The organism is Achromobacter sp. GW823-FHT04E03 (assembly GCF_058796095.1).
Map to the genome: position 1 here is coordinate 958870 of NZ_JBXAIJ010000001.1, position 22610 is coordinate 981479.

The 22610-nt window shown below is 67.1% G+C and carries 21 protein-coding genes; 5 read left to right on the forward strand and 16 right to left on the reverse strand.

All coding sequences use genetic code 11. The features are described from left to right. Positions 1-22 precede the first annotated feature (22 nt). Positions 23-1627 carry an ABC-F family ATPase gene (locus AC1RHV_RS04435; protein ID WP_119449656.1) on the reverse strand — a complete coding sequence of 535 codons (1605 nt, stop codon included), beginning with the start codon at positions 1625-1627 and terminating at the stop codon, positions 23-25. A gap of 235 nt (positions 1628-1862) precedes the next feature. Between AC1RHV_RS04435 and AC1RHV_RS04440 the strand changes: the two genes are divergently transcribed. From AC1RHV_RS04440 to AC1RHV_RS04450, 3 genes are read left to right on the forward strand one after another with little or no spacing between them, the layout of a single operon-like run. Next, on the forward strand, positions 1863-3440 hold the full coding sequence (locus tag AC1RHV_RS04440) for a CHASE2 domain-containing protein (RefSeq protein WP_492299827.1): 1578 nt from the start codon (positions 1863-1865) through the stop codon (positions 3438-3440). Between the two features lie 6 nt (positions 3441-3446). Next, positions 3447-3803 (forward strand): hypothetical protein, encoded by a 357-nt coding sequence (locus AC1RHV_RS04445; RefSeq protein WP_054453943.1) that lies wholly within the window; start codon positions 3447-3449, stop codon positions 3801-3803. A gap of 7 nt (positions 3804-3810) precedes the next feature. Then, on the forward strand, positions 3811-5379 hold the full coding sequence (locus tag AC1RHV_RS04450) for a M48 family metalloprotease (RefSeq protein ID WP_492299830.1): 1569 nt from the start codon (positions 3811-3813) through the stop codon (positions 5377-5379). A gap of 35 nt (positions 5380-5414) precedes the next feature. On the opposite strand, the gene AC1RHV_RS04455 is transcribed toward AC1RHV_RS04450, so the two are convergent. From AC1RHV_RS04455 to AC1RHV_RS04500, 10 genes are all read right to left on the reverse strand, one after another. Continuing rightward, positions 5415-6452 (reverse strand): LD-carboxypeptidase, encoded by a 1038-nt coding sequence (locus AC1RHV_RS04455; RefSeq protein WP_054453939.1) that lies wholly within the window; start codon positions 6450-6452, stop codon positions 5415-5417. Then, on the reverse strand, positions 6449-6940 hold the full coding sequence (tadA, locus tag AC1RHV_RS04460) for a tRNA adenosine(34) deaminase TadA (RefSeq protein ID WP_054453937.1): 492 nt from the start codon (positions 6938-6940) through the stop codon (positions 6449-6451). Before tadA ends, AC1RHV_RS04455 begins: the two co-directional genes overlap by 4 nt. Before the next feature lie 10 nt (positions 6941-6950). Beyond that, positions 6951-7799, reverse strand: a complete 849-nt coding sequence (locus AC1RHV_RS04465; RefSeq protein WP_059380070.1) for an HAD family hydrolase — start codon at positions 7797-7799, stop codon at positions 6951-6953. Positions 7800-7909: 110 nt separating this feature from the next. Next, the gene (locus tag AC1RHV_RS04470; protein ID WP_225590252.1) at positions 7910-8392 is read right to left on the reverse strand and encodes a hypothetical protein; all 483 of its coding nucleotides are present in this window, start codon (positions 8390-8392) and stop codon (positions 7910-7912) included. A gap of 130 nt (positions 8393-8522) precedes the next feature. Continuing rightward, the gene (mnhG, locus tag AC1RHV_RS04475) at positions 8523-8864 is read right to left on the reverse strand and encodes a monovalent cation/H(+) antiporter subunit G (protein WP_054453932.1); all 342 of its coding nucleotides are present in this window, start codon (positions 8862-8864) and stop codon (positions 8523-8525) included. Continuing rightward, the gene (locus AC1RHV_RS04480) at positions 8861-9142 is read right to left on the reverse strand and encodes a K+/H+ antiporter subunit F (RefSeq protein WP_013394078.1); all 282 of its coding nucleotides are present in this window, start codon (positions 9140-9142) and stop codon (positions 8861-8863) included. Before AC1RHV_RS04480 ends, mnhG begins: the two co-directional genes overlap by 4 nt. Continuing rightward, the gene (locus AC1RHV_RS04485; protein WP_054453929.1) at positions 9139-9621 is read right to left on the reverse strand and encodes a Na+/H+ antiporter subunit E; all 483 of its coding nucleotides are present in this window, start codon (positions 9619-9621) and stop codon (positions 9139-9141) included. The genes AC1RHV_RS04480 and AC1RHV_RS04485 overlap by 4 nt, the downstream gene beginning before the upstream one ends. Then, positions 9621-11252, reverse strand: coding sequence for a monovalent cation/H+ antiporter subunit D (locus AC1RHV_RS04490; protein WP_175181027.1), 1632 nt, complete (start codon positions 11250-11252; stop codon positions 9621-9623). The genes AC1RHV_RS04485 and AC1RHV_RS04490 overlap by 1 nt, the downstream gene beginning before the upstream one ends. Further along, the gene (locus tag AC1RHV_RS04495) at positions 11249-11593 is read right to left on the reverse strand and encodes a Na+/H+ antiporter subunit C (RefSeq protein WP_054453926.1); all 345 of its coding nucleotides are present in this window, start codon (positions 11591-11593) and stop codon (positions 11249-11251) included. Before AC1RHV_RS04495 ends, AC1RHV_RS04490 begins: the two co-directional genes overlap by 4 nt. Further along, a complete protein-coding gene (locus AC1RHV_RS04500; RefSeq protein ID WP_054453925.1) occupies positions 11593-14508 on the reverse strand; it encodes a monovalent cation/H+ antiporter subunit A in 2916 nt (971 codons plus the stop codon). The genes AC1RHV_RS04495 and AC1RHV_RS04500 overlap by 1 nt, the downstream gene beginning before the upstream one ends. 560 nt (positions 14509-15068) lie before the next feature. Here AC1RHV_RS04500 and AC1RHV_RS04505 point away from each other — a divergent pair. Next, positions 15069-16049, forward strand: coding sequence for a Bug family tripartite tricarboxylate transporter substrate binding protein (locus AC1RHV_RS04505; RefSeq protein ID WP_175163865.1), 981 nt, complete (start codon positions 15069-15071; stop codon positions 16047-16049). Between the two features lie 463 nt (positions 16050-16512). Further along, a complete protein-coding gene (locus tag AC1RHV_RS04510; RefSeq protein ID WP_119449651.1) occupies positions 16513-17394 on the forward strand; it encodes a hypothetical protein in 882 nt (293 codons plus the stop codon). 34 nt (positions 17395-17428) lie between these two features. On the opposite strand, the gene AC1RHV_RS04515 is transcribed toward AC1RHV_RS04510, so the two are convergent. From AC1RHV_RS04515 to AC1RHV_RS04535, 5 genes are read right to left on the reverse strand one after another with little or no spacing between them, the layout of a single operon-like run. Then, entirely contained in the window at positions 17429-18394 is a 966-nt protein-coding gene (locus AC1RHV_RS04515) for a Bug family tripartite tricarboxylate transporter substrate binding protein (RefSeq protein WP_054453920.1), read from the reverse strand. Between the two features lie 40 nt (positions 18395-18434). After that, entirely contained in the window at positions 18435-19577 is a 1143-nt protein-coding gene (locus AC1RHV_RS04520) for a CaiB/BaiF CoA transferase family protein (protein WP_125472313.1), read from the reverse strand. 24 nt (positions 19578-19601) lie between these two features. Beyond that, the gene (locus AC1RHV_RS04525; RefSeq protein ID WP_492299835.1) at positions 19602-20657 is read right to left on the reverse strand and encodes a hypothetical protein; all 1056 of its coding nucleotides are present in this window, start codon (positions 20655-20657) and stop codon (positions 19602-19604) included. Beyond that, positions 20650-21333 carry a TetR/AcrR family transcriptional regulator gene (locus tag AC1RHV_RS04530; protein WP_119449648.1) on the reverse strand — a complete coding sequence of 228 codons (684 nt, stop codon included), beginning with the start codon at positions 21331-21333 and terminating at the stop codon, positions 20650-20652. Before AC1RHV_RS04530 ends, AC1RHV_RS04525 begins: the two co-directional genes overlap by 8 nt. After that, entirely contained in the window at positions 21330-22511 is a 1182-nt protein-coding gene (locus AC1RHV_RS04535) for an acyl-CoA dehydrogenase family protein (protein ID WP_119449647.1), read from the reverse strand. Before AC1RHV_RS04535 ends, AC1RHV_RS04530 begins: the two co-directional genes overlap by 4 nt. Between the last annotated feature and the right edge of the window lie 99 nt (positions 22512-22610).

Here is a 22610-nt window from a genome sequence, read left to right on the forward strand (position 1 = left end):
CTGGCGGCGGCCCGCGGCGGCCTCAGCCGTCGATGCCGCGCGAGGTCAGGTAGTCGTCGTAGCCGCCGCGGTAGTCGACGATCTCGCCCGTGGGCAGGATCTCGATCACGCGCGTGGCCAGGCCGGACACGAACTCGCGGTCGTGGGACACGAACACCAGCGTGCCTTCGTACTTTTCCAGCGCGAACTGCAGCGATTCGATCGATTCCATGTCCAGGTGGTTGGTGGGCTCGTCGAGCAGCATGACGTTGTGCCGGCCCAGCATCAGGCGGCCGAAGGTCATGCGGTTCTTTTCGCCGCCGGACAGCACCTTGGGCGCCTTGGGCAGGTCGTCCGCCGAGAACAGCAGGCGGCCCAGCACCGAACGGATCGACTGGTCGTCGTCGCCCGGTTGGCGATGGTCGCCCATCCAGTCCAGCAGGTTGATGTCGGTCTGCAGGAACTGGTCGGACACGTCCTGGGCCATGTAGCCCAAGTCGGCGTTTTCGGACCACTTCACTTCGCCCGAATCGGGCTGCAGGTCGGTGGCCAGCAGGCGCAGCAGGGTCGTCTTGCCGACGCCGTTGGCGCCGATGATGGCGATCTTTTCGCCGGCGTCGACCATGGCCGAGAACTTGCGGATGACGGGCGCGTCGTAGGCCTTGGACAGGTTTTCGACGGTGACCGCCAGGCGGTGCATGACCTTGTTCTGCTCGAAGCGGATGTACGGGTTCTGGCGCGACGAGGGCTTGACCACGACCTGGTCGGCCTTGATGCGGTCGATCTGCTTCAGGCGCGAGGTGGCCTGGCGCGACTTGGACTTGTTGGCGGCGAAGCGGCGCACGAAGTCCTGCAGTTCGGCCACGCGTTCCTTGGCCTTGGCGTTGTTGGCCACCAGGCGCTCGCGGGCCTGGGTCGAGGCCAGCATGTAGTCGTCGTAGTTGCCCGGATAAATGCGGATCTCGCCGTAATCCACGTCGGCCATGTGCGTGCACACCTGGTTCAGGAAGTGGCGGTCGTGGCTGATGATGATCATCGTGCTCTGGTAGCTGTTGAGCACGTTTTCCAGCCAACGGATGGTGTTGATGTCCAGGTTGTTGGTCGGTTCGTCCAGCAGCAGCACGTCCGGATTCGAGAACAGGGCCTGCGCCAGCAGCACGCGCAGCTTCCAGCCCGGCGCCACTTCGCGCATCGGCAGGTTGTGCTGGTCGACGGCGATTTCCAGGCCCAGCAGCAGTTCGCCGGCGCGGGCTTCGGCGGTGTAGCCGTCGTACTCGGCGAACTTGGCTTCCAGGTCGGCCGCGCGCATGTAGTCGTCCTCGGTCGCTTCCGGATTGGCGTAGATGGCGTCGCGCTCGGACATGGCGGCCCACATCTCGGTGTGGCCCATCATGACGACGTCCAGCACGCGCAGGTCTTCAAACGCGAACTGATCCTGGCGCAGCTTGCCCAGGCGCACGCCCGGCTCCAGCGACACGTTGCCCGCCGAGGGTTCCAGGTCGCCGCCGATGATCTTCATGAAGGTCGACTTGCCGGAACCATTGGCCCCGATCAGCCCGTAGCGGTTGCCTTCCCCGAACTTGACGCTGACGTTCTCGAAAAGGGGTTTGGGACCGAACTGGATGGTGAGATTGGCGGTGGAGATCACGGTATGTTTGAGTCTTTGGGCGTCCGGGGACGCATGCGGAGAAACCCGATAGTGTACCAAGCATCCGTGAATCGCATCCAGGCCGGGCAAGCTACCTGCTGAAGCATCTGGAAATGCTGCATGGCATTTGATGTCACAACGTAAACATTTGTATTAATTGGGGTACTATTGCGGGCAACTCAGCGCCTATGGCCGCCAGGCCGGTCAGGCGGTTGCAACCCACCTCCCCCGCTACGTGGCAGACGCCAACCACTCCTCCGAGAAAGTCGAGCTTTCCTATGGCCGGTCGCTGATCGTGGCGGCCATCGTCGCGATCGTGATGTTGTGGGCGACGCCCCGGCTCACCCCCAGTTCCGACCTGCTCACCTATGCGGCGGCGCGGCTCCAGGCCCGGCTGGTCGGCGGCCACTACGACATCGCGCACCGCAACGACACCACGGTCGTCCTGATCGACGACGACTCCCTGGACCAGCAGAAAGGCGCCTGGCCGGTGCCTTACAGGACGCATGCGCGCTGGCTGCGCAACATCGGCCTGATCCACAGGCCCAAGGCCATCTTCCTGGACATCACCTTCGGGCGCGAGCGCGACGATCCGACCCTGCCCGAGCTGGCCGCCGCCCTGTGCGAGCTGCGCGACGCCAACATCCCGGTGTTCCTGGCCGCGCTGCCCGATGCGCAGGGCAACCTGAGCCTGCGTTCGGGCCTGGAAGCGCCCGCGGGCGAGAAGCCATGCTTCACGATGGTCGACGTGCGCTACACCCCCAGCAAGGTGGACCGGCTGGTATGGAGCTATCCCCTCTGGTCGGGCGAGCACGCGCGCAGCGCGGCGCTTGCCATCGCCCAGGACGCGGCGGGGGTGGCCATCACGCGCACGCACGAAGCCATGGCCTTGACCTGGGGCGTCGACAACCTGGACCAGCGCCGCTTCAGCATGGAATGCCGGCAGGCCCGCGGCGGGTACATGGAAATGCTGCCGTCCTACGTCCGCAGCCTGCTGGGCGACCCGGACGCCGCCCAGCCCATCTGCCCGTACACGCGCGCGCTGACCCTGTCCGAACTGCGCGCGCCAGAAGCCGACGGCGCCCGCCTGGCCGACATGCTCACGGGGCGCTACGTCATGATCGGCGCCGCGCTCAGCGGCTTCAACGACACCGTGCTGTCGCCCGTGCATGACGCCATCCCCGGCGTGTTCATGCACGCCATGGCCCTGGACAATCTGCTGACCTACCAGGACGACTACAAGCGCGCCCTCGAATGGGAAATCTGGCCGCCCAATGTTCTGTGGCTATTGGGCATTCCGGTCGTCATGCTGGCCCATTTCCTGCATTGGCTGGCGCAATGGCTGCGCGGTAATACGCGCTTGGGCGGCCGGCTGCTGGCCCCGCCCGCCGAATGGCGGCTTTTTGCCGATGCGCCCGACCTGCCGCTGCCGCCTGCCGCGCAAGCCGGCGACGGCTGGAAGGCCAAGGCCGGGCGCCTGTCAGCCCTGCTGCGCGACCGCGCCGCGCGCCTGTGGCTGGCGCGCTGGTTGACGTCCAAGCTCTGCGTCGCGGCGTTGCTGCTGCTGCGCAAAGCGGCCGCCATCGTCCTGTCCTCGCTCATCGTGCTGTACATCGTGCTGCTTGCGCAGCGCTGGCTGAACGTGGGCACCCTGCCCATCGTCGACCTGGCAATCATGGCCCTGGCCGCCCACTGGCTCGGCTGGACCAATCGCGCCACCGCCTTTCTTTTTGGCAAACCGGACCGCGCTTCCGCGCCGGCGTCCACGACACCCTCGCGGGAGCCATCCGCTACCCGCCCACAACAGGAGTAGAAACGCATGCCCAAGCCCTCCTCCCTGATTACCGCGCTGGCCGCGGCCGCTCTTGCGCTGGCTGGCGCGAGCGCCTCGGCGGCGGACGCCATCGTCGGCCTGAACATCAAGCCCGTGCCGCTGTATGCCAAGTCGGACGGCGGCGCGCCCGCGGCCAAGTCCGATGGCCAGGGCATGCCCTGGCCCGTGCTCGAAGAGGCCAATGAGTTCTACCACGTCAAGGTCGACGGCAAGGACTATTGGGTGGACAGCATGCACGTGCGCATCGCGCGAGGCTCCGCCGCGCAATGCGGGCCTGTGATCAAGGGCGTGCCGCCGCCCACCGGCTCGACCGCAGGCGCGGGCGAGAACGTCTGCCGTTGAGCCGCCCATGCGATCCGCCCACATCCTGCGCATGGCCGCCGTATCCGGCGCGCTGCTGCTGAGCGCCTGCTCCACCCTTCCCGGAGGCAAGGGTTTTTCGGTCACGGCCGGCCAATTGCCTCCGCCTCCCGCCGACCGGCAATGGCCCGACGCCAACCTGGACGCGCGCAACCAGCGCGCCCAGGGCATGGGCCTGGTCGCCATGCCGGAGATGGAAACCTATCTGAACGGCCTGCTTGCCCGGATCAAGAACGCCGCGGGCGTGCCGGGCTGGCCTGGCGCGGTTCACGTGACCTCTTCATCGGCGCTGGAAGCCTACAGCACCGGCGCGGGCAACATCTACCTGTCCATGGGCTGGCTGGCCTCGGCGGAATCCGAGGACGAGATCGTCGCCATCCTGTCCCATGAGTTCGGCCACGTCTACCTCGACTACCACCAGATGGAATCGGTCAATGCCGCGGGCGACCAGGTCGCATCGTTGGCGGCCGTGGGCGTGGCGCTGGCCCGCAAGGCCGGCAGCGCCACCGGCTGGAGCCCCGTGGACAGCGTGATCGCCTCGTATACGCTGGGCAAGAACATGCTGGTGCCGGCCTGGGGCCGGCAGCAGGAAGAAAACGCCGACCGTTTCGGCGCCACTATCAGCCTGGAACTGGGCTACTCGTATACGCAAGGCTTCAAGGCGTTCCTGGAGCGCCAGGCCACCTGGGAAGCCGAGAACGCCCAGGTACAGGCCGAAGCGCGCCAGCGCATGCTCGAGCAGATCAAACAGGCGGCGGCCGACAACACCCGCAAGCGGGAGGCCGCCAAGGGCAACAGCATCGCCCCCCTGACCGAAATGCAGGCCTCGTTGAATTCCGGCGTGGCCGGCGCCAGCGAAGGTTTGCGCACCGGCCTGGAAGACATCTGGAACAAGCTGACCGTCAGCCATCCCGACACCGGCGCGCGCCTGGCCGCGCTGACCGAACAGGTCATGCCCCTGATGGCGGGCAAGCCGCGACCTGCGGCGGCGACCGCGCCCTGGAACAAGGCCCGCGCGCAACGCCGCACGGCCGCGCTGCTGAAGAACTACAAGACCGCAGCCGAGGCGCAGCAGGCGCTGCAAGCTCAGGACTATCCGCGCGCCCGCAAGCTCGCGGCCCAGGCCGCTTCGGGGCCCAGCGCCGCGCACGCCCTGCCCTTGCTGACCTTGAGCATGGCGCAGGCGGAGTCCGGCGCGCGCGGGTCCGCCTTGCTGGACCGCAACCTCGCGTCCGAGCCCGACCGCGCGTGGCAGGTGTACGTGCTGCGCGCCAATAATCTGCTGGGCGCGGGCCAGTCCGGGCCGGCCTCCAAGATCATGGGCCAGGGCTTCGAGTACTTCCGTGGTTCGGCGCTGGCATGGCCTGAAGCCATCCGCTTCTATGGTCAGACCCAGGGCTGGGATCAGGCGCGCAAGCTGGCGCAGGAATGCGCGTCGCGCTTCGCGAGCTATGCCGGGGAGTGCAGCAAGGCGGCACAGTCGCCCGCCGAGCAGGCCGAGGCCAAGCGACGCAGCGAGCAGAAGGCGCAATCGCTGGTCGACAGGCTGTTCAAGTAGCAATGAGAAGGGGCGCTCGGCGCCCCTTTCCTTTTTTAGTGCGTGTGTTCGTCCAGCACCAGGTGCGCCATGCCTTTCTCGGTGGCCAGGCCCACCTTCTGCCCGATCGGCAGCGTCGCCTTGGTGGCGACATGGCCGTACGGCAGCCCCGTCACCACCGGCACCTTGACCGTCTTGCGCAGCCACGCCACGACTTCGTGCAGGTCGTAGCCGTTGTCGTGCGGCGCCAGCTTGTAGTCCGAGAAGCGGCCCAGCACGATGGCCTTCTGCTTGCCCAGGATGCCGGCCTGTGCCAGCTGGATCAGCATGCGTTCGATGCGGTAGGGATGCTCGGCCACGTCTTCCAGGAACAGGATGCCGCCCCGCACCTTGGGCATGTAGGGCGTGCCCAGCAAGGACGTCAGCATGGCCAGGTTGCCGCCCCACAGGATGCCGCGGCAGTCCACCGCATCGGCGTCCTGGGTTTCGAAGCTGAGGATTTCCAGTTCGCCGCGCATGATCTCGCCGAACAGCGCTTCGGTCAGGTCATCGACCTTCTTGCCGCCGAAGTCATAGACGGCCGAGGCGCCGGTATAGCTGACCGCGCCGGTCTGTGCCAGCAGGCCCAGGTTGAAGGCGGTGAAGTCGCTCATGCCCACGAATCGCTTGCCGCTGTCGGCCATGGCCTTCCAGTCGATGGCAGGCAGCAGCCGGCCCATGCCGTAACCGCCGCGCGTCACCATGACGATGGGCAGCTTCTGCTTGGCGGCGCGCGTAAGGCTGGCCAGGCGCTGCGCGTCGGTGCCGGCAAAGCGCTGGTGCTGCGCGTACGCAGTGCGGTCCACGGCGGTCTTGAAGCCCTGTTGCTGCAGCCGTTCGCGCGCCAGTTCGACGGCGGCCGGATCGCGCACGGCAGACGACGGCGAGATCAGGTAGATGCCGCGGGCGTCGGGCAGCACGTGGGCGTGGCTGTGGTCATGCCCGCAGTCTTCATCACATTCGTGGCCTGCGTGGCCATGATCGTGGTTGTGGTCATGGTCGTGGGCGGCGGCGGCTTTCGCGCCGCGCGCCTTGGCGCCTTGGGATTTGCTCATGCTGCGGATTCCTTGCTGCGGCGTTCGCGGAAGAACCGGCGCAGCAGCTCGCCGCAAGGTTCCGCCAGCACGCCGCCGGTGACTGAGGTGTGATGATTGAGTTTGGGGACCGAGCCCACGTCCAGCACGCTGCCGCAGGCGCCGGTCTTGGGATCGTAGGCGCCGAACACGACGCGCGCGAGCCGCGCATGCAGCATGGCGCCGATGCACATGACGCAGGGCTCCAGCGTGACGTATACGGTGATGCCCGGCAGCCGATAGTTTTCCAGCGCGCGCGCGGCGCCGCGCAAGGCGACGATCTCGGCGTGGGCGGTGGGGTCGTGGTCGATGATGGTGCGGTTGTAGCCGCGCCCCAGGATGTCGCCCTGGGCCGACACCACCAGCGCGCCTACCGGCACCTCGCCGATGTCGTAGGCTGCTTGCGCCTGTTCCAGCGCCAGTTCCATGAAGCTGGCATCCTGCGCGGTCCAGGCCGGGACCGCCGCCATCGGGACTGCTTCAACCACGGTACACCCGGGACTTCAGCGCGATGCGGCCGGCCAGGCTGGTCACGGCCTCTTCCAGCCATTGGTAGAGCTCGGCGTGCTCGTCGTAGCGGGCCTGGTTCAGGTTCGATACCCGGCCCTCTTCGATGAAGCCCCAGGCCCGGCTGCGCTTGTCGCGATGCTTGGGGTCCCAGACACCGAAGGCGAAGCCGCCGGCGCGGCGGATCAGCGAAAAGCACGGGATGTCGGTGTAGCCGTCGCCGACGAACACCATCTGGTCGAACGGCACGCGCAAGCGGTCCTCGGGCACCTTGCGGTTGACCTCGAAAGGCTTGTTGCGGAAGTCGCGGCCGATGATGCCCTTCTGGATATGGAACAGGTAGCGGGTCTTGTCGGTAAAGCTGACGATGCGTCGCGGAAACGCGATGCCGCCGTCCGCGCCGTAGATGAATTCGGACGCCCAGATCTCGGTGAACTCGTGCGCGATGGGCGTAGACCTGACCACGTCGCCGATGCCGCTGGAAATCAGGTAGAACTCCAGCTGCACCTGCGGCTGTTCGGCCCGCACGGCGGCGCGCAGCCGCTGGAACAGCGTGGGCACGCCGTCGTGCAATTCCAGCCGGGCGCCCCAGTCCTTCAGGCGCTGCTGCGTGATGAGGCCGTGCTTGCCCGATTGCGACAGCTGGATCATCTGGTACAGATAGGCGGGCACGGGGTCCCAATCCTGCTGCGAGAGCAAGGGATCGACCTCATCCTTCCAGAAGGATGCCGTGTCCACGCCCATGCTTTCCAGGAAGCCGGACGTGCTGTCCGAGGCCAGCGTGTCGTCGAAGTCGAATATCAGGGCGATGACGTCGGACATGTATATGCGTGAAAAAGGGGCGACAGCCGCCATTTTGCCTGAATGTGGCGGCGGCTGCGCCCCTGGAGGCCCAAGGCGGGCGGCCCTGCCGCCCCGGCCCCGACTGTCGCTTACTGGCGCACCGGCGCGGTCATGGGCGCCGCCGCCGGCGCGGGCGCCATGCCCGGCGCGCCGGCCGCGGGCGGCACGGTATCGGCCGGCACCTGGATCACGGTTTCACGCAGCACGCCCCCGCCCTGCACGCTGCCGCGCACATTGGTCGGCGAGGTCATCTGCGTGACGCAGTCCTGGCGCGAGGCGGCCGGCAGGCGGTTGCAGCGGTCCAGCATGTTCTGCTGCAGTTGGTCGTTATTGCCGTCCTTGAGGTTGTTGCGGCCGCTTTCCTGGCGCGCCGCGCCGGCTTCGCGCATGCAGGCGGCCTGGTCCTGGCCGGTGGCGCCGCTCTTGCATGCCGCCACGTCCTGCTGGTACTGGGACTGAGCTGAGCCGCGGCCGGTCGCATCAGCCGCGTGGACCGCTCCCGCGGCCAACATCAGGCCAGCGGCACAAAGCGTCGCCGCGAGGCGTTTGGTATGCATGGGTCGTGTAGTCATGGTCAGCTCCTTGAAGTTGATTGAACCGTTACCCACTATCCCACGATGACGCTTCGGCTACATGTCCAGCGACGTGAAATCGTAAGACTACGTTTCAATTGACGCGACGCAACAAACCCTGCCTTTCCCCTTAACTTGCATCGCGCTCGGCGTCGGTCTTGCTCAGGCGATTACGGTAGGTTGCCGCACGCATGAGCAGCATGGCGGTCACGGGCGAAGACACGATCAGCAGCAGCGTGATGATGACTTCATGAAACACAGGCCGCGAGGACAGTGCCGAAAACACCAGGATGGACGCCGCGAGCACGCAGCCGCAACCCATGGTGTTGCCCAAGGTGGGCGCATGGATGCGGGCATAAAAGGTACGGAAGCGCAGCAGGCCGGCCGAACCGGTCAGCGCAAGCAGGCCGCCGAGCACCAGCAGGATGCTCGCGGGTATGGCGGCCCACAGCGGGATCTGGGCGTCGATCATGGCTCGATCACCTCGCCGCGCAGCAGGAAGCGCGCCATGGCGGTGGAACCGACAAAGCCGAACAAGGCGATCAGCAGCGCAATGTCGAAATACACGGAAGTGCCGGAGCGGATGCCGAACACCAGCATGGTCAGCATGCCGTTGATGTAGAGCGTGTCCAGGGCCAGCACGCGGTCCTGCGCGGTGGGACCGCGCAGCAGCCGGATGGCGGCGAAGACCATGCCCAGCGCGAAGCAGAGCAAGGCGAAGGACGCCGCCCAATAAAGTATGTTGTTCATTCGAAAATCTCCATCAGCGGGCGCTCGTAGCGTTCCTGCACCAGCTTGATCCAGTCGCCTTCGTTCTGCAGGTCCAGCACGTGCAGCTTCAGGCTGTGGTCGTCGGTCAGGTCCACCCAGACGGTGCCCGGCGTGTATGTGACGATGCAAGCCAGCATCGCCAGGCCGTGCGGGTCGCGCATGGTCAGCGGGATCATGATGAACCCGGGCGAAAAGTCATTGCGGCGCGGATTCAGGATCAGCCGCGCCACGGCGATATTGGATTTGATGATGTCCGCGGTCACGTGCAGGAACAGCGGCACCGCCTTCCACAGGCGGCGCGGCTTGGCCCTCAGCGGCCGCAGGCGCGACGCCGCCCAGGTGAACCAGAGCGCCAGCGCGATGCCCAGCGCGATCTGGCCCGCGGACGCGCTCTGGTTGAGCACCAGCCACAGGACGAACAGGTAGACGGGCAGGAACAGGAAGTAGAGGCGGCGCATCAGCTTCCTCCCTTGAGGCCGCGCACGGTCTGCGCGGACATGACGGCGTCGATATAGGACTTGGGCTGGTCCAGCGACCGTGCCGCGTCGTCCAGATAGGCCGACACGGGGCCGGCGCCGGCCGCCAGGCCCACGCACAGCAGCAACAGCACGGCCACCGGCCCGGCTTCGATCAAGCGCAGGCGCGGCGTGCTGCGGTCATCGCTGGCCCAGAACACGCGGATGCCGGTGCGGCCCAGGCCGATAAGGCCCGCCAGCCCCGACAGCAACACCGCGGCCACCAGTATCCAGGCGTCCATGGGCACGGCCGATTCGTTGGCGGCCGACACCGCCGCCGACAGCAGCGACAGCTTGGCGACGAAGCCCGACAGCGGCGGCAGGCCGGTTACCAGCAAGGCGCAGGAAATGAAGGCCAGGCCCAGGAAGGCCATGGCGGCGGGAATGGCCACGCCCACCACGTCGTCGGAACGGTTGACCGAGGCCGGGTCGTCCAGGTCGAATGCGTCCAGGGTGACCGCCAGCACGTTGGCGCCGAAGCTGCGGGTGCGCTCGATCAACTCAGCCAGCAGGAAGAACGCGCCCGTGGTCAGCACGGAGCTGAGCAGGTAGAACAGCGCCGGTCCCGTCAGCGTCACGCCGGGCATGCCCAGTGCGGTCAACAGCGTGCCGGCCGACACGATCACGCAGTAACCCACCATCTTTTCCAGCTGCTGGGTCGCCAGGAGGCCCAGGCCGCCGAACAGCAGCGTGGCCAACCCCGCCGCGAACATCCAATCCAGGCTGAAGGCCGCCGGCGCGCCGGTGGGCAGCAGCAAGGAACCGATGCGCAGCAGCGCGTAGATGCCGACCTTGGTCATGATGGAAAACATGGCCGCGACCGGGGCGCCAGCCGAGCCGTAGCCCTTGACCAGCCAGAAGTTCAGCGGCCAGGCGCCCGCCTTGACCAGGAAGGCCACGCCCAGGATGGCCGCGCCCGCCTCGAACAGCATGCGGTCCGCGCCCGCCAGGTTGCCGGCGCGCACCGCCAGGTCCGCCATGTTCAGCGTGCCGGTGACGCCGTAGATCAGCGCGATGCTAATCAGCAGCAGGAACGAGGCCACCAGGTTGACCGCAATGTACTGCAGGCCGGCGCTCACGCGCGCCACGCCCGAGCCGTGCAGCAACAGGCCATAGGACGCCGCCAGCAGCACCTCGAAGAACACGAAGAGATTGAACAGGTCGCCCGTGAGGAAGGCGCCGTTCAGGCCCATCAGCAGGAACTGGAACAGCGAATGGAAATGCACTCCGGCGCGGTCCCAGCGCGCCAGCGCATAGACCAGCGTCGCCAGCCCCAGCACCGCGGTCAGGGCCAGCATCACCGCAGCCAGGCGGTCGACCACCAGCACGATGCCGAAGGGCGCGGGCCAGTCGCCCACCAGATAGACCCCCACCCCGTCCGGCCAGACGCCAGGCACGCCGCCGCCCGCCACCACCAGCAGCGCGATGGCGGCGGCCAGTTGGCCCAGCGTCGAAACCAGCGCAATGGCGCCACGGGTGTAGCGGCGGGTGTCCGCCAGCAGGAGCATCGCCGCGCCAGCCGCCAGCGGCGTGACGATGGGCAATACGGGCAGGTGTTGCAGCCAAAAATTCAAGATTGGGACTCCCGTCCATCAACGTGGTCGGTACCCGTGAGGCCACGCGAGGCCAGCAGCACAACCAGGAACAGCGCGGTGGTGGCAAAGCCGATCACGATGGCCGTGAGCACCAGCGCCTGCGGCAGCGGATCCGCATACCAGGAAGGATCATGGGCCATTGCCGGATCGACCACGGGCGGACGGCCCGAGGTCAGCCGGCCCATGCCGAAGATGAACAGGTTCACCGCGTAGGAAACCAGCGACAGGCCCATGATGAACTGGAAGGTCCGCGGCCGCAGCAGCAGCCAGACGCCCGAGCCCGCCAAGACACCGATAGCGATGGCGTATATCAATTCCATCAGGCTTCCCCTGTTTGTGCGGCCGCCGCCTGGATTTCGACGGCAGCCTTGCGTTGCGCGCGCAGCGATTGGTGGGCCAGCGCCACCAGCACCAGCACGGTGGATCCCACGACCAGCATGTAGACGCCCAGGTCGAACAGCAGCACGCTGGACAGATGCACGTGGCCGATCAGCGGCAGCGCGACATCCCAGGCCAGCGCCGCCAGGAAAGGCTTGTAGGCGAGCCACGCGCTCACCGCCGCGGTGCCGGCGAACAACAGGCCGATGCCGATCCAGTTCTGCGGGTTGAGGCGGCTGCGCGACTCCACCCAGTACACGCCACCGACCATGTATTGCAGGATGACGGCGGTGGCGAAGATCAATCCGCCCACGAAACCGCCGCCCGGCTCGTTGTGGCCGCGCAGCAGGAAGTACACGGAAATCAGCGCGGCGGTGGGCAGCAAGAGGCGCACCAGCACGGTCGGCACCATCATCGAACCCGTGGGCACCAGAGACTTGATGTCCGGCGCGGCCGGCACGCCGCCGTCCTGGTCGATCTGCTGGCGCGGCAGGTCCGCGCTTTCGGCGGCCGGACGGAAGCGGCGCAGCAGCGCGTAGACGGTCAGCGCCACGATGCCCAGCACCGTGATTTCGCCGAAGGTATCGAAACCGCGGAAGTCCACGAGGATCACGTTCACCACATTGGTGCCGCCGCCATCGGGCAGCGCACGGTCGACGAAATACGAAGAGATGGTGTCGCCTTGCGGCCGCACCAGCACCGCATAGGCCAGTGCGGCCATGCCGGTGCCCGCGGCGCCTGCCAGCAACAGGTCGCGCAGACGCCGCCCGCGAGCCCGCAGCGTGGCCTTCAGGCTCTCGTCTTCATCCTGCGCAATGCGCCGCGGCAGCCAGCGCAGGCCCAGCAGCAACAGCACCAGGGTCACGACCTCGACCGACAGCTGGGTCAGCGCCAGGTCGGGCGCCGAGAACCAGACGAAGGTCAGGCAGGTGATCAGGCCGGCGCCGCCCGCCAGCGCCAGCGACGCCAGGCGATGGTACTTGGCCTGGAAGGCGGCGGCCAGCGCGCAGCCCGCGCCCACCAGCCACAGCAGCGCGAAGGCCGGATCGATCGGCGTCATGCGGCCCGAGCCATCCAGCCAGCCGCCCGCGCGCAGCGGCAGCCAGGCCACGAACAGCGTACCCAGCACGATCAGCAGCATCTGCACCTGCAGGCGCGAGGACGCCAGCCAGCGCAGCAGCCAGGCCGCGGCCACGCTGGAGCCGTCCAGCAGCGCCTCGAAGCTGCGGCGGCCGTCCAGGCGGTAGATGAACGGCACCCGGCCCGGATTGGCGCGCTGATGGGCGCGCAGGGCGAGATAAAGCAGAATGCCGGCCGTGGTCGCAACCAGGCTCATGACCAAAGGCAGGTTCAAACCGTGCCAGACGGCCAGGCTGTACTCCGGCATGTCCTGACCCAGGATGCTCTGGGCCGCGGTCGCCAGGAACGGGCCGACCGTCAGGCCCGGCACCACGCCCACCAGCAGGCAGATCGCCACCAGCAGCGCGCTGGGGAACAGCATCCAGCGCGGCGGCTCGTGCGGGGCGCGCGGCAGGTCGGTGGCCGGGGGGCCGAAGAACACCTGCAGGATGAAGCGCAGCGAATAGGCCACGCTGAACGCGCCCGCAATGGTGGCCACCAGGGGCAGGCCGATCTCGGTGATGCGGTCGCCGCTGACGAAGGTGGTCTCGGCGAAGAACATTTCCTTGGACAGGAAGCCGTTGAGCAGCGGCACCCCCGCCATCGACGCAGCCGCCACCATGGCCAGCGTGGCGGTGATCGGCATGGCCTTGTACAGGCCGGACAAACGGCTCAGGTCGCGCGTGCCGGTCTCGTGGTCCACGATGCCCGCCGCCATGAACAGCGAGGCCTTGAAAGTGGCGTGGTTGATCATGTGGAAGATGGCGGCCACCAGCGCCAGCGTGCTGTTCAGGCCCAGCAGCAGCGTGATCAGCCCCAGGTGGCTGATGGTGGAGTACGCCAGCACCCCTTTCATGTCCTGCTGGAAGATGGCGGCGTACGCGCCCAGCACCAGCGTGATCAGCCCCGCCCCGCCGATGATCCAGAACCATTCGTCGGTGCCCGACAGCACCGGCCAGAAGCGCGCCAGCAGGAACACCCCGGCCTTCACCATGGTGGCCGAATGCAGGTAGGCGGATACCGGCGTGGGCGCCGCCATGGCGTTGGGCAGCCAGAAATGGAACGGGAACTGCGCGCTCTTGGTCAGCGCGCCCAGCGCCACCAGGATCAGGACGGCCGGATACCAGGGGTCGGCCCGCACCAGATCGCCCGCGGCCAGCACGCGGTCCAGGTCATAGCTGCCGACGATATGGCCCAGGATGAGGACGCCGGCCAAGAGGCACAGCCCGCCGCCGCCTGTGACCGTCAGCGCCATGCGCGCGCCGCGGCGGGCGTCCAGGCGGTGATGCCAGTAGGCGATCAGCATGAAGGACGCCAGGCTGGTCATTTCCCAGAACATGACCAGCTGGATCAGGTTGCCCGACAGCACCACGCCCAGCATGGCGGCCATGAAGGCCTGGAAGAAGGAGAAAAAGCGCGGCACCGGATCTTCCGGCGACATGTAGTAGCGCGCATACAGCACCACCAGCGCCCCCATGCCGGAGACGATCAGCGCGAACAGCCAGGCGTAGCCGTCCATGCGCAGGGTGAACTGCAGGCCCAGGGCGGGCGCCCAGGGCATGTCGAAGCGGACCACGCCGCCGTTGGCGACCTCGGGATAGAGGCTGATGACCAGCACCACACAGACCAGTGCGATGAGGCCCGCCAGCCAGGCCTCGGCATTGCGGGCGTTGGATGGCAGAAGCGCGGCGCACAGGCTGCCGGCAAACGGCAGAGCGAGGATCAGGATCAGCGACATGGCGTTCCGAGAGTGTCCGGGCCCCCTCCCGCCAGCGCAAGGCAGCGAAAGACGAACAGACCGGGGATTGAAAAACGGACGGAACCCTGGCCCGGTGCGTCGCTGCACTACACGTTGCCCCGCGGGGGGCATCAACCAACGCCATTGAACGGCGCAGACAGAAACAAACGCAATAGCTTTCTTGCAAGACCGGCCAAGAATCTCATACGAAAAATATCAGATTCTTGTAAGTTATGCAGAGATTTATGTGTTTACGATGCGGATGACAGCAAGATAGATGCGCAATCCTTGCGCAATTGAAATATTCCGGAAGCTGTTCATGTCTTTGTCAGCATTGGATTTTTTCGCCTATTGCCGTCTTCTCCGGGCAACGGCGCCGTAAAAAAATAACCCTGGACAAGCCAGGGTCTATCCGGGTTGACCGACGGATATTTACTGTGTGGAATGGCGCCCACGAAGCATCCACCGCGCCAGCATCCGGGCGCGGCAGGCTTCACCGACGCCGGCCCAAGAAGCCGGCCGGGTCGGAAATTCAAATAATCTGGAGAAGACTCTTGACCATGCTGTCCCAAGCCAAGGCCGTCCTGGCCGCCGCCATCGCCGGCCTCTGCCTCACCACCGCCGCGCAGGCAGCCGACCCCTACCCCAACAAACCCATCCGCCTGATCGTCCCGTTCGCCGCGGGCGGCACCACCGACATCGTCGCGCGCATCGTCGCCGAAGGCCTGACCCGCGAGCTCGGCCAGGCCGTGGTGGTCGAGAACCGAGGCGGCGGCGGCGGCTCGATCGGCGCCGATGCCGTGGCGCGGTCCACGCCCGACGGCTACACCCTGGGCGTGGCCACCGTCAGCACCATGGCCACCAACCCGGCCACCAACCCCAAGAACCCGTACAACCCGTTGAAGGACTTCGTCCCCATCACCAATATGGTGAACGTTCCCAACGTGCTGACGGTGAACCCTGCCGTGCCGGCCAAGACCCTGGCCGAGTTCATTGCCCTGCTGAAGGCCAACCCCGGCAAGTACGCCTACGCGTCCTCGGGCGCGGGCGGCATCGGCCACCTGGACGGCGAGCTCTTCAAGTCGCTGACCAAGACCGACATGGTGCACGTGCCGTACCGCGGTTCGGGTCCGGCCCTCAATGACGTGATCGCCGGCCAGGTCAACGCCCAGTTCGACAACCTGCCCTCGTCCATGCCCCACATCCAGGCCGGCAAGCTGCGCGCCCTGGCCGTGGCCGCGCCCAAGCGCCTGCCCGCGCTGCCGGACGTGCCGACCTTCTCCGAAGGCGGCCTGCCGGAAATGGACAACATGGCCTGGTACGGCCTGGTAGCGCCCGCCGGCACCCCGCAGGCGGTGGTCGACCGCATCCATGACGCCACCGTCAAGGCGCTCAAGGATCCGAAGATCGTGCAGCGCCTGGCCGACGGCGGCTCGCTGGTGGACGGCAACACGCCCGCCGAATACGCCGCCCAGATCAAGCGCGAGCTGGAACTGCGCCAACGCATCGCCAAGGAACGCAACATCCAGTCGACCAACTGATCGTCAGCGGACAGCGCGCCGGCCCGGTCCGGCGCCGCCCCAAGGCCGGCCTGTTTCCCAGGCCGGTTTTTTTTCGCGCCCGCCTTGCGCCCCCAACGTTCCAAGGGCTGCGCTTGACTGCAATCGCCCCGGTGGTAGCATGTGCGACCGTGCGATCCCATCTTTCTCCCCCTCCCTGCGCCGCCTGCGCGCTTTGCGCCCTGCGCTCGACCCTGTTGAGCTCGCAGGAAGTCGCCGCGCGCTCCGCCTACGCGCGCTCCAAGCCCGGCTAATCGCCCGCTTTTCCCCTTTCTGATTCCTGCACCGGCCCGCCGCCGGCTGCCTGCGCACATTCGCGCATCCGGCAGCCTTGCTGCCGGCCGGCGGACGCCCTGCCGCGTGGCCGGGATCCGCGTCTCGTCCCTCGATCCGCAACGCCAACGCAGGCTTGCGGCCAGGCCACGCACCGACCTATTCAAGCGCCATGCAACTCACCAAGAACTTCGTCAAAGCCAAGAACCCCTGCGCGGGCGGCTACAAATGGTTCATCCGCGACCACAACGGCCAGGGAGACTACCAGGCCGTGCTTGACGCCTTGGTCGCTGACGGCCGCGTCAGCGACGCCTGCTGGCTGCTGGACCAGTTCGGCCCCACCGACGCGGTGCTGCGGCTGGATTCGGTCGACGCCAATGCCATCGTGTTCGCCGGCACGCTGGAAGTGCGCATGGGCATCAATGTGGACAGCGTGGTGCGCGCCGGGCGCAGCATCGTCACGGGCGGCGGCATCCGCGCCGGCGAAACCATCCAGGCGGGCGAGAACATCACCGCCAACGCCAACATCGCCAGCGGCGGCAACCTGCGCGCAGGCGGTGACATCAGCGCCGATTGGGGCATCGAAACCGCCACGCGCCTGGACTGCGGCGGCAATGTGCGCGCCAAGTGGGACATCTGCGCCGGCCAGGACCTGGCCGTGACCGGCCACCTGCATGCCGGGCAGGACATCCAGACGCAAGGCGCCATCAAATGCGGCCAGGGCATCAAGGCCGGCGGCGACGTGCGCGCCGAAAAGGAAATCGACGCCGCCTGCGGCATCCAGGCCGGGGGCTCCATCCAGTGCGGCGAGCACCTCGCTTCCGGCTGGGGCCTGATCGCCGGCGAGGACATCCGCGCCGAAGGCGCGATCCGGGCAGGCGAAGGCGTGCAGGCCGAAGGCGTGATCGAGGCCGGCGCGGGCCACGGCATCTACGCCGGCCTGAGCGTCCGCCTGGACGCCTGGGCCGCCTGCGCGCGGGTGGTGGCGCAGAGCCGGCCCGAGCAATTGGTCAGCGGGCACTGGGACGGCCAGGACAGCGCCGCCTACGCATAACCGCAGCCCCGGCGCAGCCGGGGCGAAAAGCCGCCTACTCCGGCTTGATGTTCGCTTCCTGCATGCGGCGGCCCCAGGTGCCCAGTTGCGCCTCCACGAAAGCCTGCTGTTGCGCCTGCGTGTTCGGCGCGGCCGTCATGCCCAGGGCGGCGAACTTCTGCTGCACCTCGGGACGCGCCAGCGCGTCGTTCACCGCCTTGTTCAAGCGCTCCAGTATAGGCTGGGGGATGCCGGCGGGACCGGCCAGGCCTACCCATACCACCAGGTCGAAATCCTTATATTCCGTTTCGGCAAAGGTTGGCACATCCGGCAGGTCCGGCAAGCGGCGCTCGGTGCTGATGGCAAGCGCCCGCAGCTTGCCGCCGCGCAGCAGCGGCGTGGCGACCGACAGGTCCGCCATCACGTAATCGACCTGCCCGCCTGCCAGGTCCGTCAACGCCGGGGGCTGGCTCTTGTACGGCACGCCTTCCGCGCGCACGCCGGCAATGCGGTTGAACGCCGCCGCGCCGACCTGCCCGCCCGGCGAGCCGTAGCCGTAGTTCAAGGAACCCGAGGCCGCCTTCTTCACGAACGTGGCCAAGTCCTTGTACGGACCGTCCGCGCGCACCAGCAGCAGCATGGGCATGGTGGTCAGGCGCGACACGTGGCTGAAGTCCTTCTGCGCATCGTAGGGAAGCTTCTTGAACAGCCCCGGATTGATGGAGTTCAGCGAACTGCTGGAGATCGTCAGCGTGTAGCCGTCGCCCGGCGAACGCACCGCATACTCGGTGCCTATCAGGCCTTGGGCGCCGGGCTTGTTCTCGACGATCACGTTGGCGTTCAGGTCCTTACGCAGTTCTTCCGCGATGATGCGGGCGCTGGTGTCGGTCGCGCTTCCTGGCGAAAAAGCCGCGACGATCTTGATGGGCTTGTCGCCCGGATAGGTCTCGGCCTGCGCCGCGCCTTGCGCGGACAGGTTCAGTAGCGCGCATGCCAACAGCGCGAATCGAATCGTTTTCATGGTCTAGTCTCCTGGTTTTATGGGTACTGCCTGGTTCGCCTTACCGCTCTGACGGCGGTGTTGCGGCGTTCATTTCGCCCAAGCGCGGCGGGCCCCGGCGTATGGCCGCCGGCGTGCCGGACAGTTTTATCGGTATGCCCGGGCCGTGGTAGTCGTCGCGCCGGACCACCATCTGGCGATGCTCGGTATGGGCGGCTGCGGCCACCGATGCCATGTCCAGGATCGGCGCGGCCGGTACGTTCTGCGCCAGCAACTGCTTGCCGAACGCCTCGCCATCGACCTGCGCGAACGCCTGGGCCAGCGCCGCATCCACGGCTTCGCGGTTGACCACTCTTTGCCCGTTGGACTTGTAGCGTTCGTCCTGCGCCATGTCGGCAATGCCCAACTGCGTACACAGCTTGGTGAAGAGGCGATCGTTGGCGACCGCGATGAACAAGGGGCAGGTCCGGGTCTGGTAGACGTTGTAGGGCACGATGTTGGGATGCCCGTTGCCGCTGGGGCGCGGCGTATTGCCCGACGCCAGGTAATTGGCCAGGAACGGATGCGCCACCGACACCGCGGAATCGTAGAGGCACACGTCCGCCATCTGGCCGCGCCCCGTGCGGTGCCGGGCCTGCAGGGCCAGCAGCACGGCGATCGCGGCGTTCATGCCGGTGGTGAGGTCCACCACCGGCACGCCCAGCCTCAAGGGTTCGCCACCCGCCTCGCCGTTGATGCTGAGCAGGCCGGCCATGGATTGCACCGCGGCGTCGTAGCCGGGCAATTCGCCCAGCGGGCCATCGTCGCCGAAGCCCGTGATGCGGCAATGGACCAGTCGCGGAAAGCGCTCGGTGATGGCGGACGGTTCGGCCACGCCCCAAGCACGCAGCGTGCTGGCCTTGAAGTTCTCGATCAGCACGTCGGCCGTTTCCAGCAATTGCCAGAACGTCTCGCGGCCGGCTTCGCTGTTCAGGTCCAGCACCATGCTGCGCTTGTTGCGGTTCACGGCGCGGAAATAGGCCGAACTGCCGTCCACGAACGGGGGACCGAAACCGCGGCATTCATCGCCTTCCGGCGATTCGATCTTGATTACGTCGGCTCCATGGTCGCCCAGCATCTGGCCGCAGAATGGCCCTGCCAGGACGCGCGACGCGTCGATGACGCGCAGGCCGGCGAGCGCGCCGCCGGTATCGCTGCTATGCATAGTCTGTCTCCTTCGATTTCAGGCTCAGGCCGAAGTGCGGGCGATCAGCCAGCTGAATTCCCTGCCCTGCGCGCCCGCCTGCGTTTTCATGCGCAGCGCAAGCCGGTGATTGTGCGCATCCAGCGCGCCTTCCAGCAGGCCGTTCCAGGCTTGCGCCACGCAGGGGTGCGCATCGGCCACAGCGTCCATCAGGTTCCAGCCGTGTTGCGTCACACGCACGCCTTCCGCCGTTTCGCTCAACTCGCACGTGTCGCCCTGTGCTTGCGCCAGCGCCACCATGAAGCGCCCGAACTGCAGCGCGGAACTATCCTGCCCCACGCCCAGCGCCCGCGCCGTCTCGTGATAGAACTGCATGCCTATCATTCTTCCAGTCAGGTGCAGCAGCGCGGCCGCGTCCTCCGGCCCCCACAGGTTCACCGCTACGGGCAAGGCGCTGCGCACGTACTCCATGGCGTAGTTGCGGCTGGCCTTGGCCAGGCGCGTCGCGGGCCAATCCACGGTGGGCAGCGTCGGTGCGGCAGCGGCGTCGAAATCGGGCGCGTCCTCATTGCGGCTGAAGCGCAGGCGTTCATGCGGCTGCAGGTCGCGGTCGTACTCGTAGTAGTAGCCCTCCAGCCCAGACTGGCCGTCGACAGCCTGCTTGGTGCATACGAAACCCAGCCGCGGATTGTTGAGCGACACGCCGTTCTGCGCATGCCAGCCCGCCAGCATGGCGCGCGACACCTCCGACGGTATCGCGCACAGCGCGGTGCCCGACCAGATCCAGCGCGGCGCGGAATAGCGTATCCAGGCCTTGCGGTCGGACTCGTACATGTACTGCACCGCCACGCCGCCGATATGGTTGGAGAGGTAGTGGTACTGCGCCGCCGCCACCGCGGGCGGCAGATGCGCGATGCCCAGCTTCTTCAGGCCCGGCAGGAAGCGCTCGTTGCGCTGGCGGCAGAAGATCTCGTAGACCAGTTCGGCCGCGCGCGCCGTGCCGCGGCGCGTCACGGCCGACAGGACGATGCCGGTGAAGAATGCGTGATACCACTCGGAAACCGCGCGCCAGCCGCGTTCCTCGGATTGCATGTCATGCATGGCCATTCACTCCAGTGGGGACCGCCACGGAACCGGGCAGCAGGGATTGCATGGACGCGACAGCGAAATCCGCGATGTCGCGCGCGATGGCTTCGCGATCCGCTTCGGATTCGCCGGCCCTGGGGCGATACCACATGGTGGTCCAGTTCAAGGCGCCCAATAGCGGCTTGACCTGCAAGGCCGGCGGACCGCGCCGGAAGTCTCCGGTCGCCATGCCCGCCTCGACCACGCTGCGGAACAGCGACTCGTAGCGGTCGCGCTGCCGCACCAGTTCTTCCAGCTCGGCACGCTGGTTCGCCGTGGTGCGTCCGGCCAGGTGCAGTTCGACGCCCTGCACGGTGACGCGCTGGTACGGCAGGTGCGCCATCATCAGATGCGTGTGGGCGTGGGCCATGTTCCAGAGCCGCTGAGGCGGCGACGCGGCCTCGTCCTCCGCCAGCGGCGTCACCGTGTCCAGGTTCAACTGCATGGCGCGCCGGTGCACGGCGAAGAACAGGTCGGTCTTGCTGCGGTAGTAGTAATAGACGCTGCCTTTCGTGACGCCGATCAGGTCGGCGACCGAATCGATCGTGGTCGCCGCGAATCCCATTTCGGTGAAGGCATGCGCGGCCGCGTCCAGCAGCTCCACTTGCCGCAGGGGCATCTCGTCATAAGGAATGGCAGTCTTGGCTTTCATGCGAACTCCCCGCGCTGCGCCGCAGCGCCTGCGCTTTTCTTGATGGCGCGGGCCAGGACCACGCGCTGGATTTCGGAGGTGCCTTCGTAGATTTCGGTGATGCGCTGGTCCCGGTAGCAGCGTTCCACCGCGCTGGGCTTCACATAGCCGCGTCCGGCGAGAATCTGCATCGCGTCGTCCACCACGCTGTGCGAGGTTTCGCTGGCCAGCAGCTTGGCCATCGCGCCCAGCGTGCCGATGTCCTGCCCGGCGTCGTAGGCGCGCGCGGCTTCGTAGGTCATCATCCGCGAGGACGACAGCGCGGTGGCGGCGTCGGCCAGCTTGAAGCCCACGCCCTGGTGGTCGATGATGCTGCGCCCGAAGGTCTGGCGCTGCACCGCGAAGTCTCGCGCCTCGGCATAGCTGCACAAGGCGATACCGTTGGCCTGGGCCGCCACCACCACGCGGCCGATGCTCAAGGTCGCCAAGGCGAGCTTCAGCCCTTCTCCCAGCGTCCCGACCACGCTTTCAGCGCCGACCCAGGTGTCCAGTTTCAGGTTCGTGGTGGTGGTGCCGCGTATGCCCATCTTGTCTTCGTAGTGGTCTACCACCACGCCGCTTGCGTCGCGGTCGACCACGAATGCGCTTATGTTGTTGCGCGCCCCCGGCTCGCCCGTGCGGGCGAACACGATGAAATGGCGCGAATGCCCGCCGTTGCCCAGCCAGCATTTTTCGCCCCGGATGCGCCATCCGTCGCCCTCGGGCACGGCCGTGGTCAACAGGGCCGCCGCATCCGAACCGGCGCCGCGCTCGCTCAGGGCGAAGTTGACCGCGTGGCCGTCGCGCGCCAGGCCGCCCAGCAGCACCATCTTCTGTTCGGCGGTACCTCCCAGGATGACCGGAAACGCGCCCAGCGACAGCGCCGCCAGGATGGCGGCCGTGGAGGCGCAGCCCTGGGCCACGGTTTCCACCACCGCCACCAGCGAGGTCAGCGATGCGCCCGCGCCACCGTACTCGGCCGGAATGAAGAGTCCCGAGATCCCGCTTTCCCGCAACGGCGCCAGGTGCTCCACGGGATAGCGTTGTTCCCGGTCTATGGCGGCGGCCGCCGGCGCGAACGCCCGCGCGGTCAGGTCGGCGGCCTTGTCGCGCCAGGCGCTTGCCTGCGGGTCGAGCGGGGGATTCCAGATCACGGACATCGTTGTCTCCAGCAACATACTAACGAGTATTTAATTGGCTGGATGAGAACATACTACTTGGTATTTTTCTTCGATACCTGGGGAAAACCCGCGACCCAA